21 protein-coding genes, 2 pseudogenes and 1 riboswitch are annotated in these 21,834 nt (G+C 75.0%); of the genes and pseudogenes, 8 read left to right on the top strand and 15 right to left on the bottom strand.

The genetic code is table 11. From position 1 onward, the window contains the following. Nucleotides 1–11 precede the first annotated feature (11 nt). Both ACI79E_RS10220 and ACI79E_RS10215 read right to left on the bottom strand, forming a co-directional pair. The gene (locus tag ACI79E_RS10220; protein ID WP_456932420.1) at nt 12–689 is read right to left on the bottom strand and encodes a hypothetical protein; all 678 of its coding nucleotides are present in this window, start codon (nt 687–689) and stop codon (nt 12–14) included. After that, nucleotides 686–1,486, bottom strand: a complete 801-nt coding sequence (locus tag ACI79E_RS10215) for an alpha/beta hydrolase (protein WP_456932419.1) — start codon at nt 1,484–1,486, stop codon at nt 686–688. Before ACI79E_RS10215 ends, ACI79E_RS10220 begins: the two co-directional genes overlap by 4 nt. Before the next feature lie 122 nt (nt 1,487–1,608). Here ACI79E_RS10215 and ACI79E_RS10210 point away from each other — a divergent pair, with 122 nt between their 5' ends. Beyond that, nucleotides 1,609–2,373, top strand: a complete 765-nt coding sequence (locus ACI79E_RS10210) for a lysophospholipid acyltransferase family protein (RefSeq protein ID WP_456932418.1) — start codon at nt 1,609–1,611, stop codon at nt 2,371–2,373. A gap of 63 nt (nt 2,374–2,436) precedes the next feature. On the opposite strand, the gene ACI79E_RS10205 is transcribed toward ACI79E_RS10210, so the two are convergent. Next, nucleotides 2,437–2,739 carry a DUF6221 family protein gene (locus ACI79E_RS10205; protein WP_456932417.1) on the bottom strand — a complete coding sequence of 101 codons (303 nt, stop codon included), beginning with the start codon at nt 2,737–2,739 and terminating at the stop codon, nt 2,437–2,439. After that, nucleotides 2,736–4,121 (bottom strand): annotated as a pseudogene (locus tag ACI79E_RS10200) (FGGY family carbohydrate kinase); the annotation flags it as partial. The gene ACI79E_RS10205 and the pseudogene ACI79E_RS10200, both read right to left, overlap by 4 nt. Nucleotides 4,122–4,364: 243 nt before the next feature. On the opposite strand from ACI79E_RS10200, the gene ACI79E_RS10195 reads away from it, so the two are divergent. After that, nucleotides 4,365–4,850: a polyadenylate-specific 3'-exoribonuclease AS gene (locus tag ACI79E_RS10195; RefSeq protein WP_456932416.1), complete on the top strand. Its 486-nt coding sequence runs from the start codon at nt 4,365–4,367 to the stop codon at nt 4,848–4,850. 12 nt (nt 4,851–4,862) lie between these two features. On the opposite strand, the gene ACI79E_RS10190 is transcribed toward ACI79E_RS10195, so the two are convergent. The 3 genes from ACI79E_RS10190 to ACI79E_RS10180 all read right to left on the bottom strand — a co-directional run bounded on the left by ACI79E_RS10190 (nt 4,863) and on the right by ACI79E_RS10180 (nt 7,949). Next, nucleotides 4,863–6,080 carry a cytochrome P450 family protein gene (locus ACI79E_RS10190; RefSeq protein WP_456932415.1) on the bottom strand — a complete coding sequence of 406 codons (1,218 nt, stop codon included), beginning with the start codon at nt 6,078–6,080 and terminating at the stop codon, nt 4,863–4,865. A 22-nt stretch (nt 6,081–6,102) separates the two neighbouring features. Next, on the bottom strand, nt 6,103–6,957 hold the full coding sequence (locus tag ACI79E_RS10185) for an oxygen-binding di-iron domain-containing protein (protein WP_456932414.1): 855 nt from the start codon (nt 6,955–6,957) through the stop codon (nt 6,103–6,105). A 113-nt stretch (nt 6,958–7,070) separates the two neighbouring features. Next, a complete protein-coding gene (locus ACI79E_RS10180) occupies nt 7,071–7,949 on the bottom strand; it encodes an NAD(P)H-binding protein (RefSeq protein WP_456932413.1) in 879 nt (292 codons plus the stop codon). A gap of 86 nt (nt 7,950–8,035) precedes the next feature. On the opposite strand from ACI79E_RS10180, the gene ACI79E_RS10175 reads away from it, so the two are divergent. Genes ACI79E_RS10175 through ACI79E_RS10165 form a run of 3 tightly spaced genes read left to right on the top strand, consistent with a single transcriptional unit; the run spans nt 8,036 to nt 11,426 of the window. After that, nucleotides 8,036–9,061: a 6-phosphofructokinase gene (locus ACI79E_RS10175; protein WP_456932412.1), complete on the top strand. Its 1,026-nt coding sequence runs from the start codon at nt 8,036–8,038 to the stop codon at nt 9,059–9,061. 27 nt (nt 9,062–9,088) lie between these two features. After that, complete coding sequence (locus tag ACI79E_RS10170; protein WP_456932411.1) at nt 9,089–10,426, top strand: class II 3-deoxy-7-phosphoheptulonate synthase; 1,338 nt, start codon at nt 9,089–9,091, stop codon at nt 10,424–10,426. Further along, complete coding sequence (locus ACI79E_RS10165) at nt 10,419–11,426, top strand: threonine aldolase family protein (protein ID WP_456932410.1); 1,008 nt, start codon at nt 10,419–10,421, stop codon at nt 11,424–11,426. Before ACI79E_RS10170 ends, ACI79E_RS10165 begins: the two co-directional genes overlap by 8 nt. Nucleotides 11,427–11,483: 57 nt before the next feature. Here ACI79E_RS10165 and bfr read toward each other — a convergent pair whose 3' ends face one another. The 5 genes from bfr to ACI79E_RS10140 all read right to left on the bottom strand — a co-directional run bounded on the left by bfr (nt 11,484) and on the right by ACI79E_RS10140 (nt 17,040). Continuing rightward, on the bottom strand, nt 11,484–11,978 hold the full coding sequence (bfr, locus tag ACI79E_RS10160; protein WP_456932409.1) for a bacterioferritin: 495 nt from the start codon (nt 11,976–11,978) through the stop codon (nt 11,484–11,486). Between the two features lie 92 nt (nt 11,979–12,070). Then, entirely contained in the window at nt 12,071–12,268 is a 198-nt protein-coding gene (locus ACI79E_RS10155; RefSeq protein WP_456932408.1) for a (2Fe-2S)-binding protein, read from the bottom strand. 206 nt (nt 12,269–12,474) lie between these two features. Then, on the bottom strand, nt 12,475–13,377 hold the full coding sequence (locus ACI79E_RS10150) for a deoxyribonuclease IV (protein ID WP_456932407.1): 903 nt from the start codon (nt 13,375–13,377) through the stop codon (nt 12,475–12,477). Between the two features lie 23 nt (nt 13,378–13,400). Then, nucleotides 13,401–15,401 (bottom strand): Stk1 family PASTA domain-containing Ser/Thr kinase, encoded by a 2,001-nt coding sequence (gene pknB, locus ACI79E_RS10145; RefSeq protein WP_456932406.1) that lies wholly within the window; start codon nt 15,399–15,401, stop codon nt 13,401–13,403. A 181-nt stretch (nt 15,402–15,582) separates the two neighbouring features. After that, nucleotides 15,583–17,040, bottom strand: a complete 1,458-nt coding sequence (locus ACI79E_RS10140; protein WP_456932405.1) for a glycine hydroxymethyltransferase — start codon at nt 17,038–17,040, stop codon at nt 15,583–15,585. 27 nt (nt 17,041–17,067) lie between these two features. Then, nucleotides 17,068–17,153: riboswitch (ZMP/ZTP riboswitch) on the bottom strand. Nucleotides 17,154–17,223: 70 nt separating this feature from the next. On the opposite strand from ACI79E_RS10140, the gene ACI79E_RS10135 reads away from it, so the two are divergent. The 3 genes and pseudogenes from ACI79E_RS10135 to ACI79E_RS10125 all read left to right on the top strand — a co-directional run. Continuing rightward, on the top strand, nt 17,224–17,547 hold the full coding sequence (locus ACI79E_RS10135; RefSeq protein ID WP_456932404.1) for an Rv2175c family DNA-binding protein: 324 nt from the start codon (nt 17,224–17,226) through the stop codon (nt 17,545–17,547). A 7-nt stretch (nt 17,548–17,554) separates the two neighbouring features. Next, complete coding sequence (locus ACI79E_RS10130; RefSeq protein ID WP_456932403.1) at nt 17,555–17,914, top strand: lycopene cyclase domain-containing protein; 360 nt, start codon at nt 17,555–17,557, stop codon at nt 17,912–17,914. Continuing rightward, a pseudogene (locus ACI79E_RS10125) lies at nt 17,818–18,120 on the top strand (hypothetical protein); the annotation flags it as partial. The gene ACI79E_RS10130 and the pseudogene ACI79E_RS10125, both read left to right, overlap by 97 nt. On the opposite strand, the gene ACI79E_RS10120 reads toward ACI79E_RS10125, so the two are convergent. From ACI79E_RS10120 to ACI79E_RS10110, 3 genes are read right to left on the bottom strand one after another with little or no spacing between them, the layout of a single operon-like run. Continuing rightward, the gene (locus tag ACI79E_RS10120; protein WP_456932402.1) at nt 18,117–19,070 is read right to left on the bottom strand and encodes a phytoene/squalene synthase family protein; all 954 of its coding nucleotides are present in this window, start codon (nt 19,068–19,070) and stop codon (nt 18,117–18,119) included. The pseudogene ACI79E_RS10125 and the gene ACI79E_RS10120 overlap by 4 nt on opposite strands. Continuing rightward, nucleotides 19,067–20,551: a phytoene desaturase family protein gene (gene crtI, locus ACI79E_RS10115; RefSeq protein ID WP_456932401.1), complete on the bottom strand. Its 1,485-nt coding sequence runs from the start codon at nt 20,549–20,551 to the stop codon at nt 19,067–19,069. The genes ACI79E_RS10120 and crtI overlap by 4 nt, the downstream gene beginning before the upstream one ends. Further along, a complete protein-coding gene (locus ACI79E_RS10110) occupies nt 20,551–21,723 on the bottom strand; it encodes a polyprenyl synthetase family protein (RefSeq protein ID WP_456932440.1) in 1,173 nt (390 codons plus the stop codon). The genes crtI and ACI79E_RS10110 overlap by 1 nt, the downstream gene beginning before the upstream one ends. Between the last annotated feature and the right edge of the window lie 111 nt (nt 21,724–21,834).

Below are 21,834 nucleotides of genomic sequence, written 5' to 3'. Positions count from 1 at the left end.
AGGGGAGCCGGCTACACCACGGCGCCGTCGTCGCCGTCCTCCGTCGACCGCTCCCGCATCCGCGACACCAGGAGCGCGACGCCGCCGACGACCGCGGCGACGCCCAGCACCAGGCCGACGTCCGGGGACAGCCGGAGGACGCGTGGCGCCACGACGAGCACCGCGCCGACGGCGATCAGCAGCACCGCGTACAGCGAGGCCGGCGCGGGGGCGGGCACCGGCGGGGGCGGCGGCGGCTCGTAGTGCTCCTCCGGCCGGTCCAGCACCTCGGCCTCGGCCGGCGGCGGGGGCGGGGCGTCCGACGGCTCGGCGTCGACGCCCGTGCGCCCGTGCTCGGCCTCGAACGCGGCCACGATCCGGGCCCACTCGGCGTCCTCGTCGACGTCCGGGCGCGGGGCGCGCGGCGCCCGGGTGCGCTCGGGCACGTGCTCGTCGACGTGCTCGTCGACCAGGGCGCGGCCCTCACCGGTGCGGGCGCGGTCGACGTAGAGGCGGTCGGTCGGCGGGCTGGGCAGGGACACGGTGCGGGTGTAGGGCTCGACGTCGGCCGAGGGCTCCAGGTACGCGGCGATGCCGGCGTCGCGCAGCAGGTCGAGCAGGTGCTCGCCCACCCGCGGGTCGACATCGCGCAGCGGCGTCCAGAGCGCGGCGTCCAGCCCGTTGTCGCGCCGTCCGCGCCGCCCGTTCACGCCCCCTCCTCGAGGGCCGGGATCCGGGCACGGATCCAGTCCACGGAGCCGGCGGCGATGCGCGGGGCGTCGTTGTCCAGGGTGGCCACGTGGTAGCTGTCCTCGAGCAGCACCTCGGTGGTGTCGGTGCTCGAGACGCCGGCCAGCAGCACCCGCACCGAGGCCGGCTCGACGACGTGGTCGGTGACGCTGCGGAACACCAGCAGGGGCGCGGTCACGCGGTGCAGGTCGGCGCGGGTGGCCGTCCACAGCCGGCGCAGGCCGAGGACCGCGCGGGTCGGCAGCCTGGGGTAGGCCAGCTCGGTGACGCCGGGCTTCTTGATGTCGTTGCCGATCGGCGCCCAGCTGGGCGTGAGGCGGGCCAGCAGCGGCAGCAGCTTGGCGTCCAGCCGCTGGGTGAGCAGCGAGGGGTTGACCAGCACCAGCCCGGCGACGTCGTCCGGACGCAGCTCGGCCAGCCGGATGGCCAGGGTGCCGCCCATCGACAGCCCCGCGACGACGACCCGCTCGCACCCGGCGGCGAGCTCGTCGAAGGCCGCGGTGACGGCGTCGACCCAGTCCTGCTCGGTGGTCAGGTTGCAGTCCTGCCACCGGGTGCCGTGGCCGGGCAGCAGCGGCGCCGCGACGGCGAAGCCGGACGCGGCCAGGTGCTCACCCCACGGCCGCATGCTGGACGGCGAGCCGGTGAAGCCGTGCAGCAGCAGGACGCCGGTGCCGCCGCCGGCGGGGCCGCCGGGGAAGGCGAACGGCTCGGCGCCGGGCAGCAGACCGGGGCCGGGTGCCTCGTTCGTGGGCACGGGGGTCCTCCTCGGCGTCGGCGGGGCAGCCGACCGGCAGGGCGGGCGGGGGACCGGCGGTGCAGACCTCACGTTGTCCATCCGCCGCCGGGCTCCTTAGTCTGGCAGCCCCCGAGGGAGGCGTGTTGTTCTACTGGTTCCTCAAGTTCGTGGCGGTCGGCCCGGTCGTCAAGGTGTTGTTCCGGCCGCGGGCCGAGGGCGTCGACAACGTGCCCCGCACCGGAGCGGCGATCCTGGCCAGCAACCACCTGTCGGCGGCCGACTGGGTGTTCATGCCGCTGTCGCTGCGCCGCCGCGTCACGTTCCTCGCCAAGGCCGAGTACTTCACCGGCACGGGCGTGAAGGGGTTCCTGCAGCGGGCCTTCTTCTCCGGCGCCGGGCAGGTGCCCATCGACCGCACCAACGCCTCGGCGGCGGAGAACGCGATCCGCACCGGGCTGCGGATCCTGCGCGAGGGCGGGCTGCTCGGCATCTACCCCGAGGGCACCCGCTCCCCGGACGGCCGGCTGTTCCGCGGCAAGACCGGGGTGGCGCGCATGGCGCTGGAGACCGGCGTCCCCGTCGTCCCGGTCGCCATGGTGTACCGGCCGCGCCGGCTGCCGTTCGTCGGCGACAAGCTGCCCCGGGTGTGCGTGCGCTTCGGGGCGCCGCTGGACTTCAGCCGCTACGAGGGGCTGGCGGGTGACCGCTTCGTCGAGCGGTCGATCACCGACGAGATCATGTACGAGATCATGACGCTGTCGGCGCAGGAGTACGTCGACGTCTACGGCGCCAAGGTGAAGAAGTCCATGGACGCCACCGGCGCCAGCGCCTCGGAGGTCATCCGGGGCATGCAGCCCCCCGTCGACGAGGCCGCCGAGCGGACGCCGGACACCCTCGCCGGCTGAGGTCCGAGGCGGTCCTGCCCGCCCGGTCCGGTCCGGCGGGGGCACCTGGGACGGGGTCCTCCGTCAGGGACGCCACTCGGGGCGGTAGTGCGGGTGGTCGGCGTAGGTCTGCCCGATCAGGCGCAGCGCGTGGTCCATGGTGTCGCCGCGCGCGCCCTGCCGCTCCAGGTCGCGGAAGTACTCGACCAGCTGCCGCTTGGCCGCGGCGTCGCGCAGCACGTGGGCGACCAGGGCCCGGTTGCTCGGTGCGCGGCTGAGCTGGACGAACCGGGCGGCCTCCTCGTCCTCGTCGAAGCGGGCGAGGAGGAACTCCACGAGGTCGCCGTCGCGGAGGGGGAGGTCGGCGTGGCGCTCCTCGCTGCTCATGCCCGGACCGCCCAGCCCCCGGCCCGGGCGAGGGCGGCCCGCCAGCGGTCGTGCCGGCCGTCGTCCCGGCGTCCCGGTCCGGGGTCGAACCGGCGGTCCAGCGACCACGTCGCGGCCAGCTCGTCGGTGGTCGACCACACCCCGGTGCCCAGCCCGGCGAGGAAGGCCGCGCCCAGCGCCGTGGTCTCGGTGACCACCGGGCGGCGCACCGGCACGCCGAGCTGGTCGGCCTGCAGCTGCAGCAGCAGGTCGTTGGCGCTGGCGCCGCCGTCGGCCGACAGCTCCGGCACCTCCAGCCCCGCCTCGTCGACCATGACGTCGACGACGTCGCGCACCTCGAAGGCGATCGCCTCGAGGGTGGCCCGCGCCAGGTGCGCACGGGTGGTGCCGCGGGTCAGGCCGACGATGGCACCCCGGGCGTGGGGGTCCCAGTGCGGGGCGCCCATGCCGGTCAGCGCGGGGACGAAGACGACGTCGCCGGAGTCGGGGACGGTGCGTGCCAGCCCCTCGATCTCGGCGGCGGAGTCGATGAGGCCGAGCCCGTCGCGCAGCCACTGCACCGCCGCGCCGGTGACGAAGATCGACCCCTCCAGCGCGTAGACCAGGCCGTCGCCGAGGTCCCAGGCCACGGTGGTCAGGAGCCCGGCGCCCGAGCGGACCGGGGTCGTGCCGGTGTTGGTGAGGACGAACGAGCCGGTGCCGTAGGTGCACTTGCTCGTGCCGGGGGAGTAGCAGGCCTGACCGAAGAGGGCGGCCTGCTGGTCACCGGCGATGCCCGCCACGGGCAGCTCCAGGCCCAGGAACGCGTCGGGGTCGGTGGTGCCGACGACGCCGGAGCTGGGCACCAGCTCGGGCAGCGCGGACCGGGGGACGTCGAACAGCTCGCACAGCTCCTCGGACCACCCGCCGGTCTCGAGGTCGTAGAGCAGCGTGCGGCTGGCGTTGCTGGGGTCGGTGACGTGCGCGGCGCCGCCGGTCAGCCGGGCGACGAGGAAGGAGTCCACCGTGCCCAGCACCAGGTCGCCGTCGCGGACGCCGGACCACAGGCGGGGCTCCTCGGCGGCCAGCCAGCAGAACTTGGTGCCGGTGAAGTAGGGGTCCAGCCGCAGTCCGGTGAGCCGCGCGACCCGCTCCTCGTGGCCGGCCTCCCGCAGCCGGTCGCAGATGCCGCTGGTGCGCCGGTCCTGCCAGACGATCGCCGGCCGCGGCGCCCGGCCGGTGCGCCGGTCCCACACGACCGCGGTCTCCCGCTGGTCGGTGATGCCGACGCAGGTGGGCTGCTCGTCGGTGCCGCCCAGCGCCTGGCGGCAGGCGGCGAGGGTCGCGGTCCAGATGTCCTCGGGCTCGTGCTCGACCCAGCCCGGGCGGGGGAACAGCTGCGCGAACTCGCGGTAGCCGCGGGGGGGGGGGGGGGGGGGGGGGGGGGGGGGGGGGGGCGGCCGCCCGCCCCGCCCCCCCCCCCCCCCCCCCCCCCCCCCCCCCCCCCCCCCCCCCCCCCCCCCCCCCCCCCCCCCCCCCCCCCCCCCCCCCCCCCCCCCACGACGAGCGCCGTCACCCCGGTCGTCCCCGCGTCGATCGCCAGCACCGGCATGAGGGGGAACCTAACCCGCACCTACGGTGGGTGCGTGCGGCGGTTCTTCTACGACACCGAGTTCATCGAGGACGGCACGACGATCGACCTGGTGTCGATCGGCGTGGTCGACGAGACCGGGCGGGAGTTCTACGCCGTCAGCACGGAGTTCGACGAGCGCAAGGCGATCCCGTGGGTGCGGCGCAACGTGCTCGACCAGTTGCCGCCGCCGGCCGACCGCGCCTGGCGCACCCGGCAGCGGATCCGCGACGACCTCCTGGCGTTCCTCACCGGGCCCGGGGAGGAGATCGAGCTGTGGGCCTGGTTCGGCGCCTACGACCACGTGGCGCTGTGCCAGCTGTGGGGGGCCATGCCGGCCCTGCCCCGGCCGATCCCGCGGTTCACCCGGGAACTGCGCCAGCGGTGGGACGACCTCGGCCAGCCGCCGCTGCCGCCCAAGCCCGAGGGCACCCACGACGCACTGGTCGACGCCCGCTACAACCTGGCCCGCTGGCGGGCGATGGAGGGCACCCGCCGCTGACCCCCGGCCCGCTCAGCCCGTCCGCGCCGGCGTGGGGGAGAAGGTGACCGGCAGCTGCCGCAGCCCCCGCAGGACGCCGCCGGCCGACCACTCCAGCTCGCTCTCCTCCACGGCCAGCGCCAGGCCCGGCAGCCGGGCCAGCAGGGCGGTGAACGCGACCTGTCCCTCCAGCCGGGCCAGCGGCGCGCCGAGGCAGTAGTGGATGCCGTGCCCGAAGGCGAGGTGCCCGGCGCCGCCCGCGCCCACGTCGAGCCGGTCCGGGTCCGGGAAGCGGGCGGGGTCGCGGTCGGCCGCGGCGACGGCGAGCAGGACGACGTCGCCGCGCGGGATGGCCACCCCGCCGATCTCGAGGTCGTCGACGGCGTAGCGGGTGAGCCCGGGGTTGACCGGGCCGTCGAAGCGGAGCAGCTCCTCGACCGCCTGCGGCACCAGGGACGTGTCGGCGCGCAGCCGGTCGAGCTGGTCGGGGGCGCGCAGCAGCGCGAGCGTGCCGTTGCCGACGAGGTTGACGGTGGTGACGTAGCCGGCGATGAGCAGCAGGAAGGTCATGGCGAGCAGTTCCTGCCGGTCCAGCCGCTCGCCCTGGTCGGTGGCCGCCACCAGGTCGGTGAGCAGGTCGTCGGCGGGCCGGGCGCGCTTGGCCTCGACCAGGTCGGCGAGGTAGCCGTGCATCCGCTCGCGGGCCGCCGTCACCCGCGCGAGGTCCTCACCCGGGTCGAACGGCCGGTCCAGCACCTCGTCGGTCCACGCCCGGAAGCGCCCGCGGTCGGCCTCCGGGACGCCGAGCAGCTCCCCGATGACGGTGATCGGCAGGGGCAGGGCGAACTCGCCGATCAGCTCGGCCGTGCCCCGCGGGGTGATCCGGTCCAGCAGCGCGTCGGTGATCTCCTGCACCCGCGGGCGCAGCCCCTCGACCCGGCGGGCGGTGAAGGCCCGGGACACCAGCCGCCGCAGGCGGGTGTGCTCGGGCGGGTCGGTACCGATCATGCTGCGGCTCAGGAAGTCACCGCGCAGCAGCGTGCGCAGGGCCACCGCGTGGTGCGGGTCGTTGCTCAGCCGGGGGTCCGACAGCGCGGCGAGGACGTCGTCGTAGCGGGCGACCACCCACACGGGCAGGCCCAGGCGCGGGTCGACACGGCGGACCGGCCCGCCGGCCCGCAGCGCGGCGAGGACCGGCCAGGGGTCGGCCAGGTCCAGCGGGTCGGCCAGCGGGGTGGCGGGCACGGTCACGACCGTCGTCCTCCGGCGCGCCTCATGTCACGGGGGTCGCCTGGGGCGCCGACTCCGTCCGGGGCACGGGCACCCCGGCGCGTTGCATCTCGGTGAGCGCCTCGATCATCTGGGCGAACTGCTCGGCGTCCGGCGGGACGAACCGTTCCGCCGTCGGGACCTGCTGCAGCACGGCCAGGAAGTCCTCCAGCGCCGTCCCGTCGGCGGCGGGGAGGTGGGCGGAGAAGATCCGGGTGGGCTGCAGCTGCCGCACCCGGTCGAGCACCTGACCGAACCCCACTGGCTCGGTGAGGTGCACCCACGGCGAGTCGGACGTCGCCCAGCCGAGCATGCCGCCGGCCAGCGCCTCCGGGGGGACGTCGGCGGCGCGCTGCGTCGGCTCCGGGATGATCGCCCCGAACGCGTCCACGCTGAACAGGGCGCCGGTGGAGCGGTCGAGCAGGCCCGTGGACATCGGGTTGTCGAACAGCGGCGGGGCGACGGCGGTGAGGGTGCGGTCGCCCACGTGGACGTCGTCGCCGAACCGGATCGCGTGCACCCGGTCCATCGGCACCGGCCACCAGGTGGCCATCCGCAGGGCGGCGTACCCGTGGGTGACCAGCCGCGCGTTCGGCGCCAGTTCCATGATCCGCTGGACGCTGCCGGTGTGGTCGGCGTCGTCGTGGGTGAGCCACACCCAGCGCAGCGACCGCAGGTCCACGATCGAGCTGACCGCGTCGACGAACTGGTCGCCGTCGACGCCGATGCCGGTGTCGACGAGCACCGGCTCCTCGGCCATCAGGAGGAAGGCGTTGATCGGCAGGACGCCGGCTCCGGGCAGCTCCAGGTTGGCGGGGAGCACGTGGACGTCGGGCGCGGCCTGGTACGGACTGTCCATCGGACACCTCCGGACGGGGTGTGCGGCGGTGCCGGGGCTCGGCTCCGCGGAGCCGACGCTAGGCCTCCCCGGGAACGCCGAGCAGGGCCCTAGGGCTCCCTCCGGCGGCCGGCTCAGGAGCGCAGGTGGGCCCAGTCCCCGGGGTGGGCGCGCAGGTGCTCGGCCACCGTCCGGGCCGGGTGACCGGTCAGTGAGGGGACGACGTCGGTGACCGTCGCCATCTCCCCGGCGGCGATCGCGAGGTAGCTGGTCACCCAGCCCTCCACCTCCCAGTCGGGGTGCCCCGAGGGACGCCGGGTCGCCCAGGCCTCCTCGACGGTCTGCCGCCGGTACTCGGCGGGCAGGCCGGTGACCCCGGCCAGCACGGCGGCCGCCTCGTCCAGCGTCAGCGCCGCGGGCCCGGTCACCTCCAGCGTGGCGCCGTCCAGCCCGGGGGCGTCGTCCGCGAGGACGGCGGCGGCGACGTCGGCGAGGTCCTCGCGGGACACGAACGAGGCCCGTCCCTCGCCGGCCGGGGCGGCGATGACGGCGCGGCCGGCCTCGAGCGTGGCGAAGAAGGGGACGAAGTCGGCGTACATCGCGTGCCGGAGGACCGTCGCCCGCAGTCCGGTGGCGCGGATGGCGTCCTCGGTCGTGGCGTGCTGGCGGGCCAGCGTGAAGACGGCGTCGGGCGCGGCCCCGAGGAACGAGGTGTAGACGATCCGGCGCACCCCGGCCGAGGCCGCGGCGGCGACGGCGGTCAGGTGCTGCTGCACGCGGTCCTCGGCCTCCGCGGCCGACACCAGGTACAGGGTGTGCACGCCCTCGAGGGCGGCGGACAGGCCGGGGCCGTCGGTGTAGCCACCCGGCGCGGCGGCCACCTGCGCCCCGGGCAGGCCCGGCGCCCGGCGCGGGTCGCGCACGACCAGCCGCAGGGCGATGTCTCCCCGCGCGGCCAGCCGGGCCGCCACCCGGCCGCCCAGCGCTCCCGTCGCGCCGGTGACGGCGATCACGCGTTGCACGGGACCACGGCTCCGACCTGCGGCATCATGACGGCTGGCAACAGCACACCCGCCACCGATCTTCCGGAGGACCGCACATGCGCATCGGCATCCTGACCGGCGGCGGTGACTGCCCGGGCCTGAACGCGGTCATCCGGGCCGTGGTCCGCAAGAGCGTCACCCAGTACGGCGACGAGGTCGTCGGCTTCCGGGACGGCTGGCGCGGCGTGCTCGAGGCCGACACGGTGCCGATGGACCTCTCCGCCGTCCGCGGCATCCTGCCCCGCGGCGGCACGGTGCTCGGCACCTCGCGGACCAACCCCTACGCCCTCGAGGGCGGCGCGGACCGGGTCGTGGCCAACCTGGAGCGGCTGGGCATCGACGCGCTGGTGCCCATCGGCGGGGAGGACACCCTCGGCGTCGCCACCCGGCTCGCCGAGGCCGGGCTGACGGTCGTGGGCGTCCCCAAGACCATCGACAACGACCTGGACGCCACGGACTACACGTTCGGCTTCGACACCGCGCTGGGCGTGGCCACCGAGGCCATCGACCGGCTGCACACCACCGGCGACAGCCACCACCGCACCCTCGTGGTGGAGGTCATGGGCCGGCACGCCGGGTGGATCGCCCTGCACGCGGGGATGGCCGGCGGCGCGACCGTCGTCCTCATCCCCGAGCAGCCCTTCGACGTCGACGCCGTCGTTGCGCACTGCCAGCACCGCTTCGACTCCGGCTACTCGCCGATCGTCGTGGTCTCCGAGGGGGCGGTGGCCAAGGGCGGGGACCTCGTGCTGGCGACGGGGGAGACCGACGCGTTCGGCCACGTGCGGCTCGGCGGCATCGGTACCGCGCTGGCGTCGGTGATCGAGCAGCGCACGGGCCGGGAGGCGCGCGCGGTCGTGCTCGGCCACATCCAGCGCGGTGGCACGCCCTCGCCGTTCGACCGGGTGCTCGCCACCCGCTTCGGGCTGGCCGCCGTCGACGCCGTCCACGACGGCGAGTCCGGGGTGATGGTGGCCCTGCGGGGCACCGACATCGTCCGCGTCCCCCTGAGCGCGGCGACCGCACAGCTGAAGCTGGTGCCCGTGGAGCGCTACGCGGAGGTGGAGGTCTTCTTCGGCTGACCGCCGGCACCGCCGTACCCTCAGGGGGTGAGCCTCCCCGATCCCGCCGATGTGGTGCCCGGCCTCGACCGCTGGCGCGAGCTGCCCGCTGCCCAGCAGCCGGAGTGGCCCGACCGCGCAGCACTGGACGCCGTCCTGTCCACCCTGTCGTCGGTGCCGCCGATCGTCGCGCCCAGCGAGGTCGACGAGCTGCGCACCCGGCTGGCCGACGTCGCCCAGGGCCGGGCGTTCCTGCTGCAGGGCGGTGACTGCGCGGAGACCTTCGACCTGAACACCGACGCACACCTGCAGAGCACCACGCGCACGCTGCTGCAGATGGCCGTCGTGCTCACCTACGGCGCGAGCGTGCCGGTGGTCAAGGTGGGGCGGGTCGCCGGGCAGTACGCCAAGCCCCGCTCGTCGAACATCGACGCGCTCGGCCTGCCCTCCTACCGGGGCGACATGGTGAACTCGCTCGAGCCGGTGCTCGAGCAGCGCATCCCCGACCCGTACCGGCTGGTGCGCGCCTACGCCAACTCCGCCGCGGCGATGAACATGATCCGGGCCTACGCGCGCGGGGGCATGGCCGACCTGCACGCGGTGCACGACTGGAACAAGGACTTCGTGGCCAACTCCCCGGCGGGGGTCCGCTACGAGGTCATCGCCCGCGAGATCGACCGGGCGCTGGCGTTCATGAAGGCCTGCGGGGTCGACGACGCCGCGCTGCGCGGGGTGGAGCTCTACAACAGCCACGAGGCGCTGATCCTGGACTACGAGCGGGCGCTGCTGCGGGTGCACGAGGGCCGGCCCTACGCCTCCTCGGCGCACTTCGTCTGGATCGGCGAGCGCACCCGACAGCTCGACGGCGCGCACGTGGAGTTCATGTCGCGGCTGGCCAACCCGATCGGCGTCAAGATCGGCCCGACCACCACCCCGGAGCAGGCCACCGAGCTGGTCGAGCGCCTCGACCCCGAGGGCGTCCCGGGCCGGCTGACCCTCATCAGCCGGATGGGCAACGGCAAGATCCGCGACGTCCTCCCGGCGATCGTCGAGAAGGTCACCGCCAGCGGCCACCAGGTCGTGTGGCAGTGCGACCCGATGCACGGCAACACCCACGAGTCCTCCACCGGGTACAAGACCCGGCACTTCGACCGCATCGTCGACGAGGTGCTCGGCTTCTTCGACGTCCACCGCGCGCTGGGCACCTGGCCCGGTGGCATCCACGTCGAGCTGACCGGTGAGGATGTCACCGAGTGCCTCGGCGGGGCCATGGAGATCAGCGACGAGGACCTCAACAGCCGGTACGAGACGGCCTGCGACCCGCGGCTGAACACCGGGCAGTCGCTGGAGCTGGCGTTCCTCGTCGCCGAGATGCTGCGTGGCTGAGTCGCCGGTCGACCTGCGCTCGGACACCGTCACCCGGCCCACGCCCGGCATGCGCCGGGCGATGGCCGAGGCCGAGGTGGGCGACGACGTCTACGGCGAGGACCCGGCGGTCCGGGCGCTGGAGGAGCGGGTCGCCGACCTCATGGGGCACGAGGCGGCGCTGTTCGTGCCCTCGGGGACCATGGGCAACCAGATCGGCATGCGCCTGGTCTGCGAGCCGGGCCAGGAGGTGCTCTGCGACGCCGACGCGCACGTGGTCACCTACGAGATGGGCGCCGCCGCGGCGGTCTTCGGCATCTCGACCCGCACCGTGGTGTCCGAGGGCGGCCGGCTGGACGCCGACCAGCTCATCGCCCAGGTGCGCCCGCGCGGCGACTGGCACCTGACCGCCACCGCCGCCGTCGCCGTGGAGAACACCCACAACCGCGGCGGCGGGCTGGTCCAGCCGCTGGAGCAGCTGCAGCGGCTGTGGACCTGGTCGCGGGAGGCCGGCGTCGCCGTCCACCTCGACGGGGCGCGGCTGGTCAACGCCTCGGTGGCCTCCGGGATCGACCTGGCCACCTACGGGCGGCTGGCCGACACCGCCTCGGTGTGCCTGTCCAAGGGGCTGGGGGCGCCGGTGGGCTCGGTCCTGGTCGCCTCGGCGGAGCGGATCGCGGCGGGCCGGCTGTGGCGCAAGCGGCTCGGCGGCGGGATGCGGCAGGCCGGCGTCCTGGCCGCGGCGGGGCTGCACGCCCTGGACCACCACCTGGCCCGCCTGGCCGAGGACCACGAGCACGCGCGGCTGCTGGCCAAGCGCCTCGGGGTCGACCCGGCCACGGTCGAGACCAACATGGTCGTGCTGGACGACGTCGCGGCACCGGTCGTGGCCGAGGCCGCCAAGGCCCAGGGCGTGCTGGTCTCGCAGGTGAGCCCCCGGCGGGTCCGGCTGGTCACCCACCTCGACGTGGACCGGGCCGGTGTGGAGCGCGCCGCCGACGTCCTCGCCGCGCTGGTCTGACCCGACGCACACGGGCCCGCACCCCGGCCGGGGTGCGGGCCCGTGTCGTGCGCGGGGCTACTCGGCGTGGTCGCCGGGCGTCGGGTGCTCGATCTGACCGGCCAGGTACAGCTGCTCGCCCAGGGTGTCGAGCAGGTGCAGCTGGGTCTCCAGGTAGTCGATGTGGTGCTCCTCGTCGGCGAGGATCTTCTCGAAGAGGTTCTTGCTGACCCGGTCGCCGACCGACTCGCAGTACGGGATCGCCTCGCGCAGCCGGGCCAGCACCTCGACCTCGATGGCCATGTCGGACTCGAACTGCTCGCGGACGGTCTGCCCGATCCGCAGCGGCAGCAGCTTCTGGTAGTTGGGCAGGCCCTCGAGGAAGAGGATGCGGTCGGTGAGCCACTCCGCGTGGTGCATCTCCTCGATGGACTCGTCGCGGGTGTGCTTGGCGAGCTTGTTGTAGCCCCAGTTGGCCTGCATCTTGGCGTGCAGGAAGTACTGGTTGATGGCGGTCAACTCGCTGGTCAGCTGCTCGTTCAGGTACTCGATGACCCGTGCGTCACCCTGCATGGCGCTCCTCCTCGGCTCGACTGCGGCCGAGGTTAGTGGGCCGGTCGGGGCCCGGCCGAACTCAGGTCGGCCTCAGCATGGGCAGCCTGACCTCAGGCGGCGGTCTCGCGGAGCTCCAGGCCGTGCAGCGGGTCGGCGGCGCGCAGCCGGTCGCAGATGCGGTCCAGGCAGTTGCCGCAGCCGGTGCCGGCGCCGCAGGCGTCGCCGACCTCCTCCTCGGTGCGTGCACCGTCGTCGATCACGCCGGCCAGCTGGGTGTCGCTGACGGCGAAGCAGATGCAGACGTACACGCGCGGCACTCCCGAGGGCAGGGGAAGAAAGGCACGCCTAAGTTAGCCCAGCCTCACCTGTGTGCCAAGGGTCTCAGGACGGATTCGTACCGCGACGTCTGTCGCATGGCGCCCGAACCGGCGAGATCCGCGGATCTCGGACGGAAGCGCCCACCCCGCCGTGCGAGATCCGCGGATCTCGACGGGAAGAGGGCGGGGGAAGGGGGTCAGGCGGCGTCGGTCGCGAGGACGCCGGTGTCGCGGAGGCGGCACAGCAGGGCGATGTCGGCGGCGTGCCCGGCCCACGGCACGCCGTCCCGCTCCGACGGCGTCTCCACCACGACCGGGACGCCGGACATCGAGGGGTGGGTCAGCAGCTCGGCGAACGGGCCGGTGCCGTACTCGCCGCTGCCGATCGTGCCCGCGCCGATGGTGGTGTGCCGGTCGCGCTTGGAGCCGCACTCGTCCAGCGAGTCGTTCGCGTGCACCAGGCCGAGCCGGCCCGGCCCCACGGTGGCCTCCAGGGCGTCGAGGGTGGCCGTCATCCCACCGGGCACCGACAGGTCGTGGCCGGCCGCCCAGGCGTGGCAGGTGTCGAAGCAGACGCCGACCAGCGGGTGGTGCTCCAGCGCGGCGAGGTACGGGCCGAGGTCCTCGACGGTGGCCGCCAGCGACTTCCCGCCCCCCGCGGTGGGCTCGACGAGCAGCCGCGGGCCGTCGTCCGGGGCGGCCTCCAGCACCGGCAGCAGCCGCTCGTGCAGCTGCTGCAGGGCCTGCTCGTAGCGGTCCTCGCCGACGGCGGAGCCGGCGTGCACGACCACGCCCCGGCAGCCCAGCTCCGCACCCCGGGCCAGGTTGTGCGCGATCGAGGCGATCGACTGCTCGACGGTGGCCTCGGTGGGGGAGCCGACGTTGACCAGGAACGGGGTGTGGATGAACGAGGGCACGCCCCGCTCGGCGCACCCCTCGACGAACAGCGCGTCCTGCCTGGGGTCGCCCGCGGTCAGCTTCCACCCGCGGGGGTTGCCGACGAAGACCTGCACGGCCCGGGCGGCGACGGCGTCGGTGTAGGCCAGGCCGCCCTTGGCCAGGCCGCCCTTGATCTGGATGTGCGCGCCGATGGGCGGCACGTGCGGGGTCGTGCGCAGTGTCCTCAGTCCTGTCCGAAGGTCACGAGGATGGTCACCGACGTGCCGATGTCGACCACCTCGCCCGCGCTGGGCGTCTGCCGCAGCACCCGGTTGCCGAAGAACTGGCTGACCTTGACCTGCAGTCCGGCGGCCGTCAGGGCAGCGGTCGCCTCGTCCTCGCTCTTGCCGACCACGTCGGGCACGGTCACCTGCGGCACACCGACCGAGACCTGGATCGTGACGGCGCTCTGGAACGGCGCCGCCTGGCCCGCGGCCGGGTCGACCGCCATCACCTTGCCGGGGTCCACCTCGGCGCTGCGCCCCTCGGCACGCTGCACGGTGAACCCGAGGGCCTGCAGGTTGGCCGTCGCCTCGTCGGGCGACAGGCCGACGACGGCCGGGACGGTCACCGGCTCGTGGCCGCGGCTGACGTAGACGATCAGCTCCTGGCCGCGCTTGAGCTCGGTGCCCGCCTCGGGCTCGAAGCCGGTCACGTGGCCCACGGGGACCTTGTTGTCGTAGTCCTGGACCACCTTGGTGGTCACCGGGATGCCGGCCTCGATCTCGGCCAGCACGTCCTGCTGCGCGCGGCCCACCATCGCCGGGTCGACCTCGAACCGCTCGGGGCCCTTGGAGACGGTCAGCCGGACGTCGTCACCGCGGATCGCCTCGCCCCCGTCGGGGTCCGCCGCGATGACCACGCCCTCGGCGACGTCCTCGCTGAACTGCTCCTGGCAGCAGTCGGGCTCCAGCCCGGCCTGCTGCAGCAGGTCGATGGCGGTGGCCTGCTCCTTGCCGACCAGCGTGGGCACCGTCGTCCAGCGGCCCGAACCCATCCACCAGCCCACCGCGCCGATCGTGACCGCCAGCAGGAGGACGACCGCGACGGCGAGGCGGGCCCGGCGGCGGCGGATGTGCTGCGGCACCCCCGGACGGCGCTGCTCCAGCGGCGGACGGCGGCCGGCCACGTCGGTGGTCGGGCCGGGGACCGTGCCGGGCAGCATCGAGGTGCGCGCGCCGCGGCCCGGGCGGGTGCCGGTCGGGCTGAGCACCTCGGTGCCGTCGGAGGGGCCGGGGTCGCTGGGGTGCCGCGGCCGGCTGGGCCGGTTGGTGGGGCGCAGCGTGCCGGGGCCGGCGGTGCTGCGGCCGGTGGGCACCGGGACCCGCTCGATGCCGAGGTCCTTGCGCACGTCCTCCAGGTCGGCGAGGAACGCGCCGGCGTCCAGCGGCCGCAGGACCGGGTCGCGGCGGGTGGTGCGGGCGACGAGGTCGTCGACCTCCCACGGGATGCCCGGCACCTCGTCCGAGGGCGTGGGCATGTCGTGGTGCACGTGCTGGTAGGCCACCGCCAGCGGGGTGTCCCCGCCGTAGGGCGGGTGGCCGGTGAGCATCTCGAAGAGCACGACACCGGCGGCGTACACGTCGCTGCGCGCGTCGGCCTTGCCGCGCTCGAGCTGCTCGGGGGAGAGGTAGGCGACGGTGCCGATGAGCACCCCGCCGGTGTGGCTGGTCTGCCCGGTGCCGGTGAGGGCGCGGGCGAGGCCGAAGTCGGCGACCTTCACCACGCCGTCGGAGCCGATGAGGACGTTCTCCGGCTTGATGTCGCGGTGCACGATGCCGGCGCGGTGGGCGGCGGTCAGCCCGGACAGCACCGGCTCCAGGACGGCGAACGCCTCGCCGATGGTGAGCCGGCCGCGGGCCTGGAGCAGGTCGCGCAGGGTGCGGCCGCGGACCAGTTCCATGACCAGGAACACCAGGCCCTGATCGCTGCCCTGGTCGCTGACCGACACCACGTTGGGGTGGCTGAGCATCGCCGCGGCCCGCGCCTCGCGGGTGAACCGGCCGACGAACGTGGGGTCGTGCATGAGGTGCTCGGCCATGACCTTGACCGCGACGGTGCGGTGCAGCCGGAGGTCCTGGGCGGCGTAGACGGTCGACATGCCACCGCGGGCCAGCCGTTCCTGGAGGTGGTAGCGCCCCTCCAGTACGAGGCCGACCACGGGGTCGGTCACGGCGGTGTCCACCCGGCCGAGTGTAGGAGTGACGGAGCTGTTCGCCGCTGCCACACGCGGGTGTGACCGGTGTGGCGGTTCACCCGTCACACCGACCACGCCCGGCCCGTCGGAGGAGGTCAACGGGCCGAGCGCGGCCCCGTCCAGGGCGCCGCTGCGGGCGTGCCAGCGGTGGGGAGGCCGGGGTCCTCCTTCAGGCGAGGTCGAGGCCCGGGTACAGCGGGTGCCGCTCGAGCAGCTCGGCGGCCGCGTCGCGGGTCCGGTCGGCCAGGCCGTCGGTGGTCGTGTACTTGGCCTTGGACGGCGCGCCGTCCCGGGTGGTGGTGGGCGTGGTGCCCGACAGGACGTCGACGATGAGCTCGGCGGTGCGGTCGAACTCGGCGGCACCGAAGCCGCGGGTGGTCAGCGCCGGGGTGCCGAGCCGGACGCCGGAGGTGTACCAGGCGCCGTTCGGGTCGGCCGGGACGGCGTTGCGGTTGGTCACGATGCCGGCGTCCAGGAGCGCGGACTCCGCCTGCCGGCCGGTCAGGCCGAAGGAGCTGACGTCGACGAGCACCAGGTGGTTGTCGGTGCCGCCGGTGACCAGCGTCGCGCCGCGGCGGGTGAGGCCCTCGGCGAGGCTCTGGGCGTTGTCGGCGACGGCCTGCGCGTACCCGGCGAACTCCGGACGGCGGGCCTCGGCGAAGGCGACGGCCTTGGCGGCCATGACGTGGGGCAGCGGCCCGCCCAGGACCATCGGGCAGCCCCGGTCGACGGCGTCGGCGTACTCGGGCTGGGCCAGCACCATGCCGCCGCGGGGACCGCGCAGCGACTTGTGCGTGGTCGTGGTGGTGACGTGGGCGTGCGGCACCGGGTCGAAGTCGCCGGTGAGCACCTTCCCCGCCACCAGCCCGGCGAAGTGGGCCATGTCGACCACGAGGGTGGCGCCGACCTCGTCGGCGATCTCGCGCATCTTCGCGAAGTCGACCCGGCGCGGGTAGGCCGAGTAGCCGGCCATGAGGATCAGCGGGCGGAACTCCCTGGCCCGGGCGCGGACGGCGTCGTAGTCGAGCAGCCCGGTCTGCGGGTCGGTGCCGTAGGAGGACTGCTCGAACATCTTGCCGCTGATGTTGGGCCGGAACCCGTGGGTGAGGTGGCCGCCGGCGTCCAGCGACATGCCGAGCATCCGCTGGTCGCCGAGGGCGTGGCGCAGCTCGCTCCAGTCGGCGTCGGTGAGCTCGTTGACGTGCCGGACGCCGGCCTTCTCCAGCGCCGGCGCCTCGACGCGGGTGGCCAGCACCGCCCAGAAGGCGACCAGGTTGGCGTCGATGCCCGAGTGCGGCTGGACGTAGGCGTGCGGTGCGCCGAACAGCTCGCGGGCGTGCTCGGCGGCCAGCGCCTCGACGGTGTCGACGTTCTGGCAGCCGGCGTAGAAGCGGTGCCCGACGGTGCCCTCGGCGTACTTGTCGCTGAACCAGTTGCCCATGGTCAGCAGCACCGCGGGGCTGGCGTAGTTCTCGCTGGCGATGAGCTTGAGCGAGGCGCGCTGGTCGGCGAGCTCGGCGCCGATCGCGTCGGCCACGCGGGGCTCGACGGCGCCGATCACCTGCAGGGCGCTGCGGTAGGCGGCCGAGGCGGTGGCGGCGTCGAAGGGGGTGGGAGCGTCGGTCATGGGAGCCCTCCAGCGGGGGTCGACTCGGGGAGGTGCCCAGGCGCCCGGCGGGGTGGTGCGGGCCGCTCCCCGGTGGTCGGTCCCACCTCGATGCGCCAGTCACGGCCCCGCAGGGATCCTAACCGTGGCGTCCGGGCCGGTCCCGCCGGTGTCCGTCGTCCGGGCGCCATAGGCTCGGTCCCCATGGAGACGCTCACCCCCGCGGAGGTCGCCGCAGTCCTCGGGGTCTCACCGAACCGGGTCCGCCAGCTGCTGCGTGAGCGCAAGCTGATGGCGGTGCCCGGCAGCGGGAACAGCAGGATCCCGGCCGACTTCCTGCAGGGCGGCGCCGTCCTCAAGCACCTGCCCGGGCTGATCACCGTCCTGCGGGACGGCGGGTTCAGCGACGAGGAGGCCTTCGAGTGGCTGTTCCGGGCCGACGAGTCGCTGCCCGGCACCCCGGTGGAGGCGCTGCGCAACGACCGGCACACCGAGGTCACCCGCCGGGCCCAGGCGCTGGCGTTCTGAGTCGTCCGTGGGCGCCCTGACGTACCTGGCGCTGCTGGCCGGCTGCCTGGTCGTCACCGCGCCGCTGGAGCTGGTCCTGCGGGTGCGGGTGTACGCGCGCTGGCGGCGGCTGCTGGTCGCGGTCGTGCCGGAGTTCGTGGTCTTCGTCGTCTGGGTGCTGTACGCGATCGCGCAGGGGCACTGGGACTACTCCGACCGCCTCACCCTCGGCGTCCGGCTGCCCGGTGGCATCCCGGTCGAGGAGGTGCTGTTCTTCCTCGTCGTCCCGCTGTGCTCGGTGCTCGCGCTGGAGGCGGTGCGGAGGGTGACCGGCTGGGACGCCGGGTACCCGGCCGAGGAGGCCCTCCCGGAGGGGGAGCGCCGGTGAGCTACTCGACCCTGGCCGTGCTCGCGGTCGTCGCCGTCCTCGTGGTGGACCTCGCCGTCTACCGGACGCGGATGGTCACCCGGCCGGTGTTCTGGGTGGCCTACGCGATCGTGGTGACGTTCCAGCTGCTCATGAACGGCGTGCTCACCGGGCTGGAGGTCGTCGTCTACGACCCGGACGCCATCTGGGGGCCGCGGATCGCCTACGCGCCGGTCGAGGACCTGCTGTTCGGCTTCGCCATGGTGACCCTCACCCTGGCCAGCTGGGCGGCGGTCAACCGGCGGGCGAACACCGCCAGGCGGCGCGGCCTGGACACCCGCACCCGGCGGTCGAGCACCCGGTAGTCGGCCTTCTCGATCTCGGTGAGGATGCCGCCGTAGAGGTCGGTGGCGGCCCGCACGCAGTCCCGGGACTCCGGGGCCAGCATCGGCGTCCCGGGTGCGGCGTCGTCGTAGCGGCGGCGCACGATCGCGACCATCTCCCGCATGAGCGCGGCGAACCGGGCGTCGTGCCGCTTCGCGGCCAGCTGCTCGCGGGTGACGCCGTGGGCGGCCATGAGGTCCGCGGGCAGGTAGACGCGGCCGCGGTCGACGTCCTCGGCGACGTCCCGGCAGAAGTTGGTCAGCTGGAACGCCTCGCCCAGGGCGATCGCGTGCGGGGCGGCCTCCTCCCGGAGGACCCCCGGCGCGGTGCCCAGCACCGGGAGCACCTGCAGGCCGATGACCGACGCCGAGCCCCACATGTAGCGGTCGAGGGCGTCCATGTCCGCGTAGCCGGTGACCTCCAGGTCGCTCGTCATCGCGGCGAGGAAGTCCACCAGGTGCTCGACGGGGATGGCGTACCGGCGGTAGGTGTGCACCAGCGCCAGCCGGACGGGGTCGTCGGACCAGCCCGCCTCCAGCTCGGCGAGCACCGCGCGGGACCAGTCGGCGAGGTCGCCGGCGGGGTCGGCGCCGGGGTGGTCGACGAGGTCGTCGGCGGTGCGGGCGGCGGCGTAGAGGGCGTGCACGGCCGGACGGCGGTCGGGGGTCAGCAGCCGGGTGGCCAGGTGGTAGCTCTTGCCGTGGCGGGCGGCGATCGCGGCGCAGTGCCGGTAGGCGGCGTCCAGCCGCTGCTGGCGCTCGGCCTGGCTGAGCGGGCGGTCCGTCGTCGTCATCCCGTGATCCGTTCCGCCGCCAGCCGGCCGCTGATGACCACCATCGGCACGCCGACCCCCGGCTGCACCGACGACCCGGCCAGCACCACGTTCTCCGGTCCGCGGCGGGGGAGGGTCGGCGTCCGGAAGGGGCCGGTCTGCCCGAAGGTGTGGGCCAGGGCGAACGGCGTCCCGGCGGCCATGCCCTGCGCCGCCCAGGTCTGCGGGGTGTCCATGTGCTCCACCTCGATCGCGCCGGTCAGCCCGGTCCAGCCGCGCGCCTCCAGGGTGGCCAGCACCTCGTCGCGGTAGCGCGGGCCGAGCGCCGTCCAGTCCAGGTCCGGGTTGCCGCCGCTGCGGCGGTCCAGGTTGGGCGTCGGGGCCACGATGCTGAGCACCTGACCGCCGTCCGGCGCCAGGCTGCGGTCGGTCACCGACGGCATGCTCACCAGCAGGCTCGGATCGGTCATCGGCCGGCCCCGGCTGGTCAGCTCGTCGAAGACCTCCCGCCAGGCGGCGCCGAAGCTGATCGTGTGGTGCGCCTGCCCGGGCAGCTCGGCCCGTACGCCCACGTGCAGCGCGACGCACGACGGCGAGTACACCGGACGACGGCGGCGGGGAGGACCGGGCACCAGCGTCTCGGGCCGGTCGACGGTCACCACCACCGCGTCGGCGGGCAGCCGCTCCCCGTCGTCGAGCAGCACGCCGGTGACCCGCCGTCCGGAGACGTCGAGGCGCTCGACCGCCGTGCCGTACCGGAACCCCACCCCGGCGTCGGCCGCGGCGGCGGCGAGCGCCCGGGGCACGGCGGCGATCCCGCCGGCCGGGTGCCACACGCCGGCGCCGATGTCGAGCTGGGCGATGACGGCGTAGGCGGCGATCGCCCGGTACGGGCTGACCCCGGCGTAGAGGGCCTGGAAGCTGAACAGCCGGCGCAGCCGGTCGTCGGCGAAGTACCGGGCCACGTGGTCCGACAGCCGGCCGAACCCGCCGCGCCGGACGAGGGCGACCAGCTCCGGGCCGAGCAGGTCCAGCGGGGTGTCGAGGTTGCGGTCGATGAAGGTGTCCAGCTGCAGCCGGTAGAGCTCGGCGAGGTCGGCCAGGTAGCGGCGCAGCGCGGCGGCCTCGCCCGGCCCGCACAGCGCCTCCACCTCGGCGGCGAAGTCGGCCGGGTCGGCGTGCACGTCGAGGTGCGAGCCGTCGGCGAACTGCGCGCGGTAGGTGGTCGCCAGCGGGGTGAGGGTCAGCCGGTCCTCGAGCTTCTCGCCGACCGCGGCGAGGGTGTCGGCGACCAGCTCCGGGGCGGTGAACACCGAGGGCCCGGTGTCGAGGGCGTACCCGTGCTCCTCCACCCGGCCGGCCCGGCCACCGGGCCCCGTGCCGCGCTCGACGACGGTGACCTCGCGCCCCGCGCCGCGCAGGCGCAGCGCGGCGGACAGCCCCGCCAGCCCGGCGCCCACCACGACCACGCGGTCGGTGCGCCCGGGGACGGTCCGGACCATCAGGCGGTGCGGGAGGTCGCGGCCACGGCCAGCGCGTCGAGGGCGGCGCGGGCGTCCTCGGCGAACGGGGCCTCGGCGATGGCGGTGCGGGCCAGCTCCGTGCGTTCGGCGATGCGCTCCTCCACCCGCGCGCGGGCCCCGGTGGTCTCGATGAGGGCGCGCAGCGCGTCGAGGTCCTCCGTCGAGGCGTCGGGGTCGCCCAGCCGCTCGGCGAGCAGCGCCCGCCCCTCGGCGTCCGCGGCCTCCTCGGCGAGGGCGACGAGCAGCGTCTGCTTGCCCTCGCGCAGGTCGTCGTCGGCGGACTTGCCGGTCACCGACGGGTCGCCGAACACCCCGAGGACGTCGTCGCGCAGCTGGAACGCCTCGCCCAGCGGCAGCCCGACCGCGGTGCAGGCCGCGACGGCCCGCTCGTCGGCGCCGGCGATCGCGGCGCCGAGCTGCAGCGGCCGCTGCACGGTGTAACCGGCGCTCTTGTACCGGGCGACGGTCAGTGCGCCCTGCGCGCCGGGCAGCCCGCCCGCGGCCCGCAGGAGGTCGAGGTACTGGCCCGCGGTGACCTCGGTGCGCATCGTGTCCCAGACCGCGCGGGCCCGGGTGAGGACGGCCGCGGGCAGACCCGAGCGGCGCAGCAGCTCGTCGGACCAGACCAGCGCCAGGTCGCCGACGAGGATCGCCGCGCCGACGCCGAAGGTCTCGCCGTCCCCGGTCAGCCGCCCGTCGCCGTGCCGGGCGGCGAAGCCCACGTGGGTGGCGGGGCGGCCCCGGCGGGTGAGCGCACCGTCCATGACGTCGTCGTGGACCAGTGCGCTGGCGTGCACGAACTCCAGCGCGGCGACCGCGCGGAGCACCGCGGCGTCGTCGGCGGGGGCCTGCCCGCGCGTGGCCCGCCACCCCCAGTACGCGAACAGGGGGCGCAGCCGCTTGCCGCCGTCGGCCAGGGCGCGGACCTCGTCGACCACGGGCAGGAGGGCGGCGTCCATCGCGGCGAGGACCTCGCGCTGCTCGTCGAGGAAGCCGGTGAGGGCCTCGTGGACCGCGCCGCGCACCCGGTCGACCTCGGCGGCGCTGACGGGCGGGGCCTCGGGCAGGGCGGTGGTCCCGCGCGTGCGCGCCCCGGCGGTCATCGCCCAAGTATCGCCTGCGGGCTGCCGGGCCTGCCGGGTGTCCTCCACCAGGGTCAACGGACCAGCCTCCTCGTTCCGGGGGTGCACGCGCGCTCCGCTGTCTTCGCCCCGACGGCGCCGGGTGGATGCAGCCCGGCGGGGGAAACCGGTCCGTATCCT

This window comes from Geodermatophilus sp. SYSU D00079 (genome assembly GCF_054050635.1).
Note: the sequence above shows the minus strand (reverse complement) of the source record. Positions and strands in the feature narration are given on the sequence as shown.

Bases quoted from the DNA above. Each gene is read 5' to 3' on its own strand.
- bfr (WP_456932409.1), bottom strand. From the start codon at position 11,978: ATGCAGGGTGACGCACGGGTCATCGAGTACCTGAACGAGCAGCTGACC.
- ACI79E_RS10120 (WP_456932402.1), bottom strand. From the start codon at position 19,070: ATGACGACGACGGACCGCCCGCTCAGCCAGGCCGAGCGCCAGCAGCGG.
- crtI (WP_456932401.1), bottom strand. From the start codon at position 20,551: ATGGTCCGGACCGTCCCCGGGCGCACCGACCGCGTGGTCGTGGTGGGC.
- ACI79E_RS10135 (WP_456932404.1), top strand. From the start codon at position 17,224: ATGGAGACGCTCACCCCCGCGGAGGTCGCCGCAGTCCTCGGGGTCTCA.
- ACI79E_RS10140 (WP_456932405.1), bottom strand. From the start codon at position 17,040: ATGACCGACGCTCCCACCCCCTTCGACGCCGCCACCGCCTCGGCCGCC.
- ACI79E_RS10175 (WP_456932412.1), top strand. From the start codon at position 8,036: ATGCGCATCGGCATCCTGACCGGCGGCGGTGACTGCCCGGGCCTGAAC.
- ACI79E_RS10205 (WP_456932417.1), bottom strand. From the start codon at position 2,739: ATGAGCAGCGAGGAGCGCCACGCCGACCTCCCCCTCCGCGACGGCGAC.
- ACI79E_RS10185 (WP_456932414.1), bottom strand. From the start codon at position 6,957: ATGGACAGTCCGTACCAGGCCGCGCCCGACGTCCACGTGCTCCCCGCC.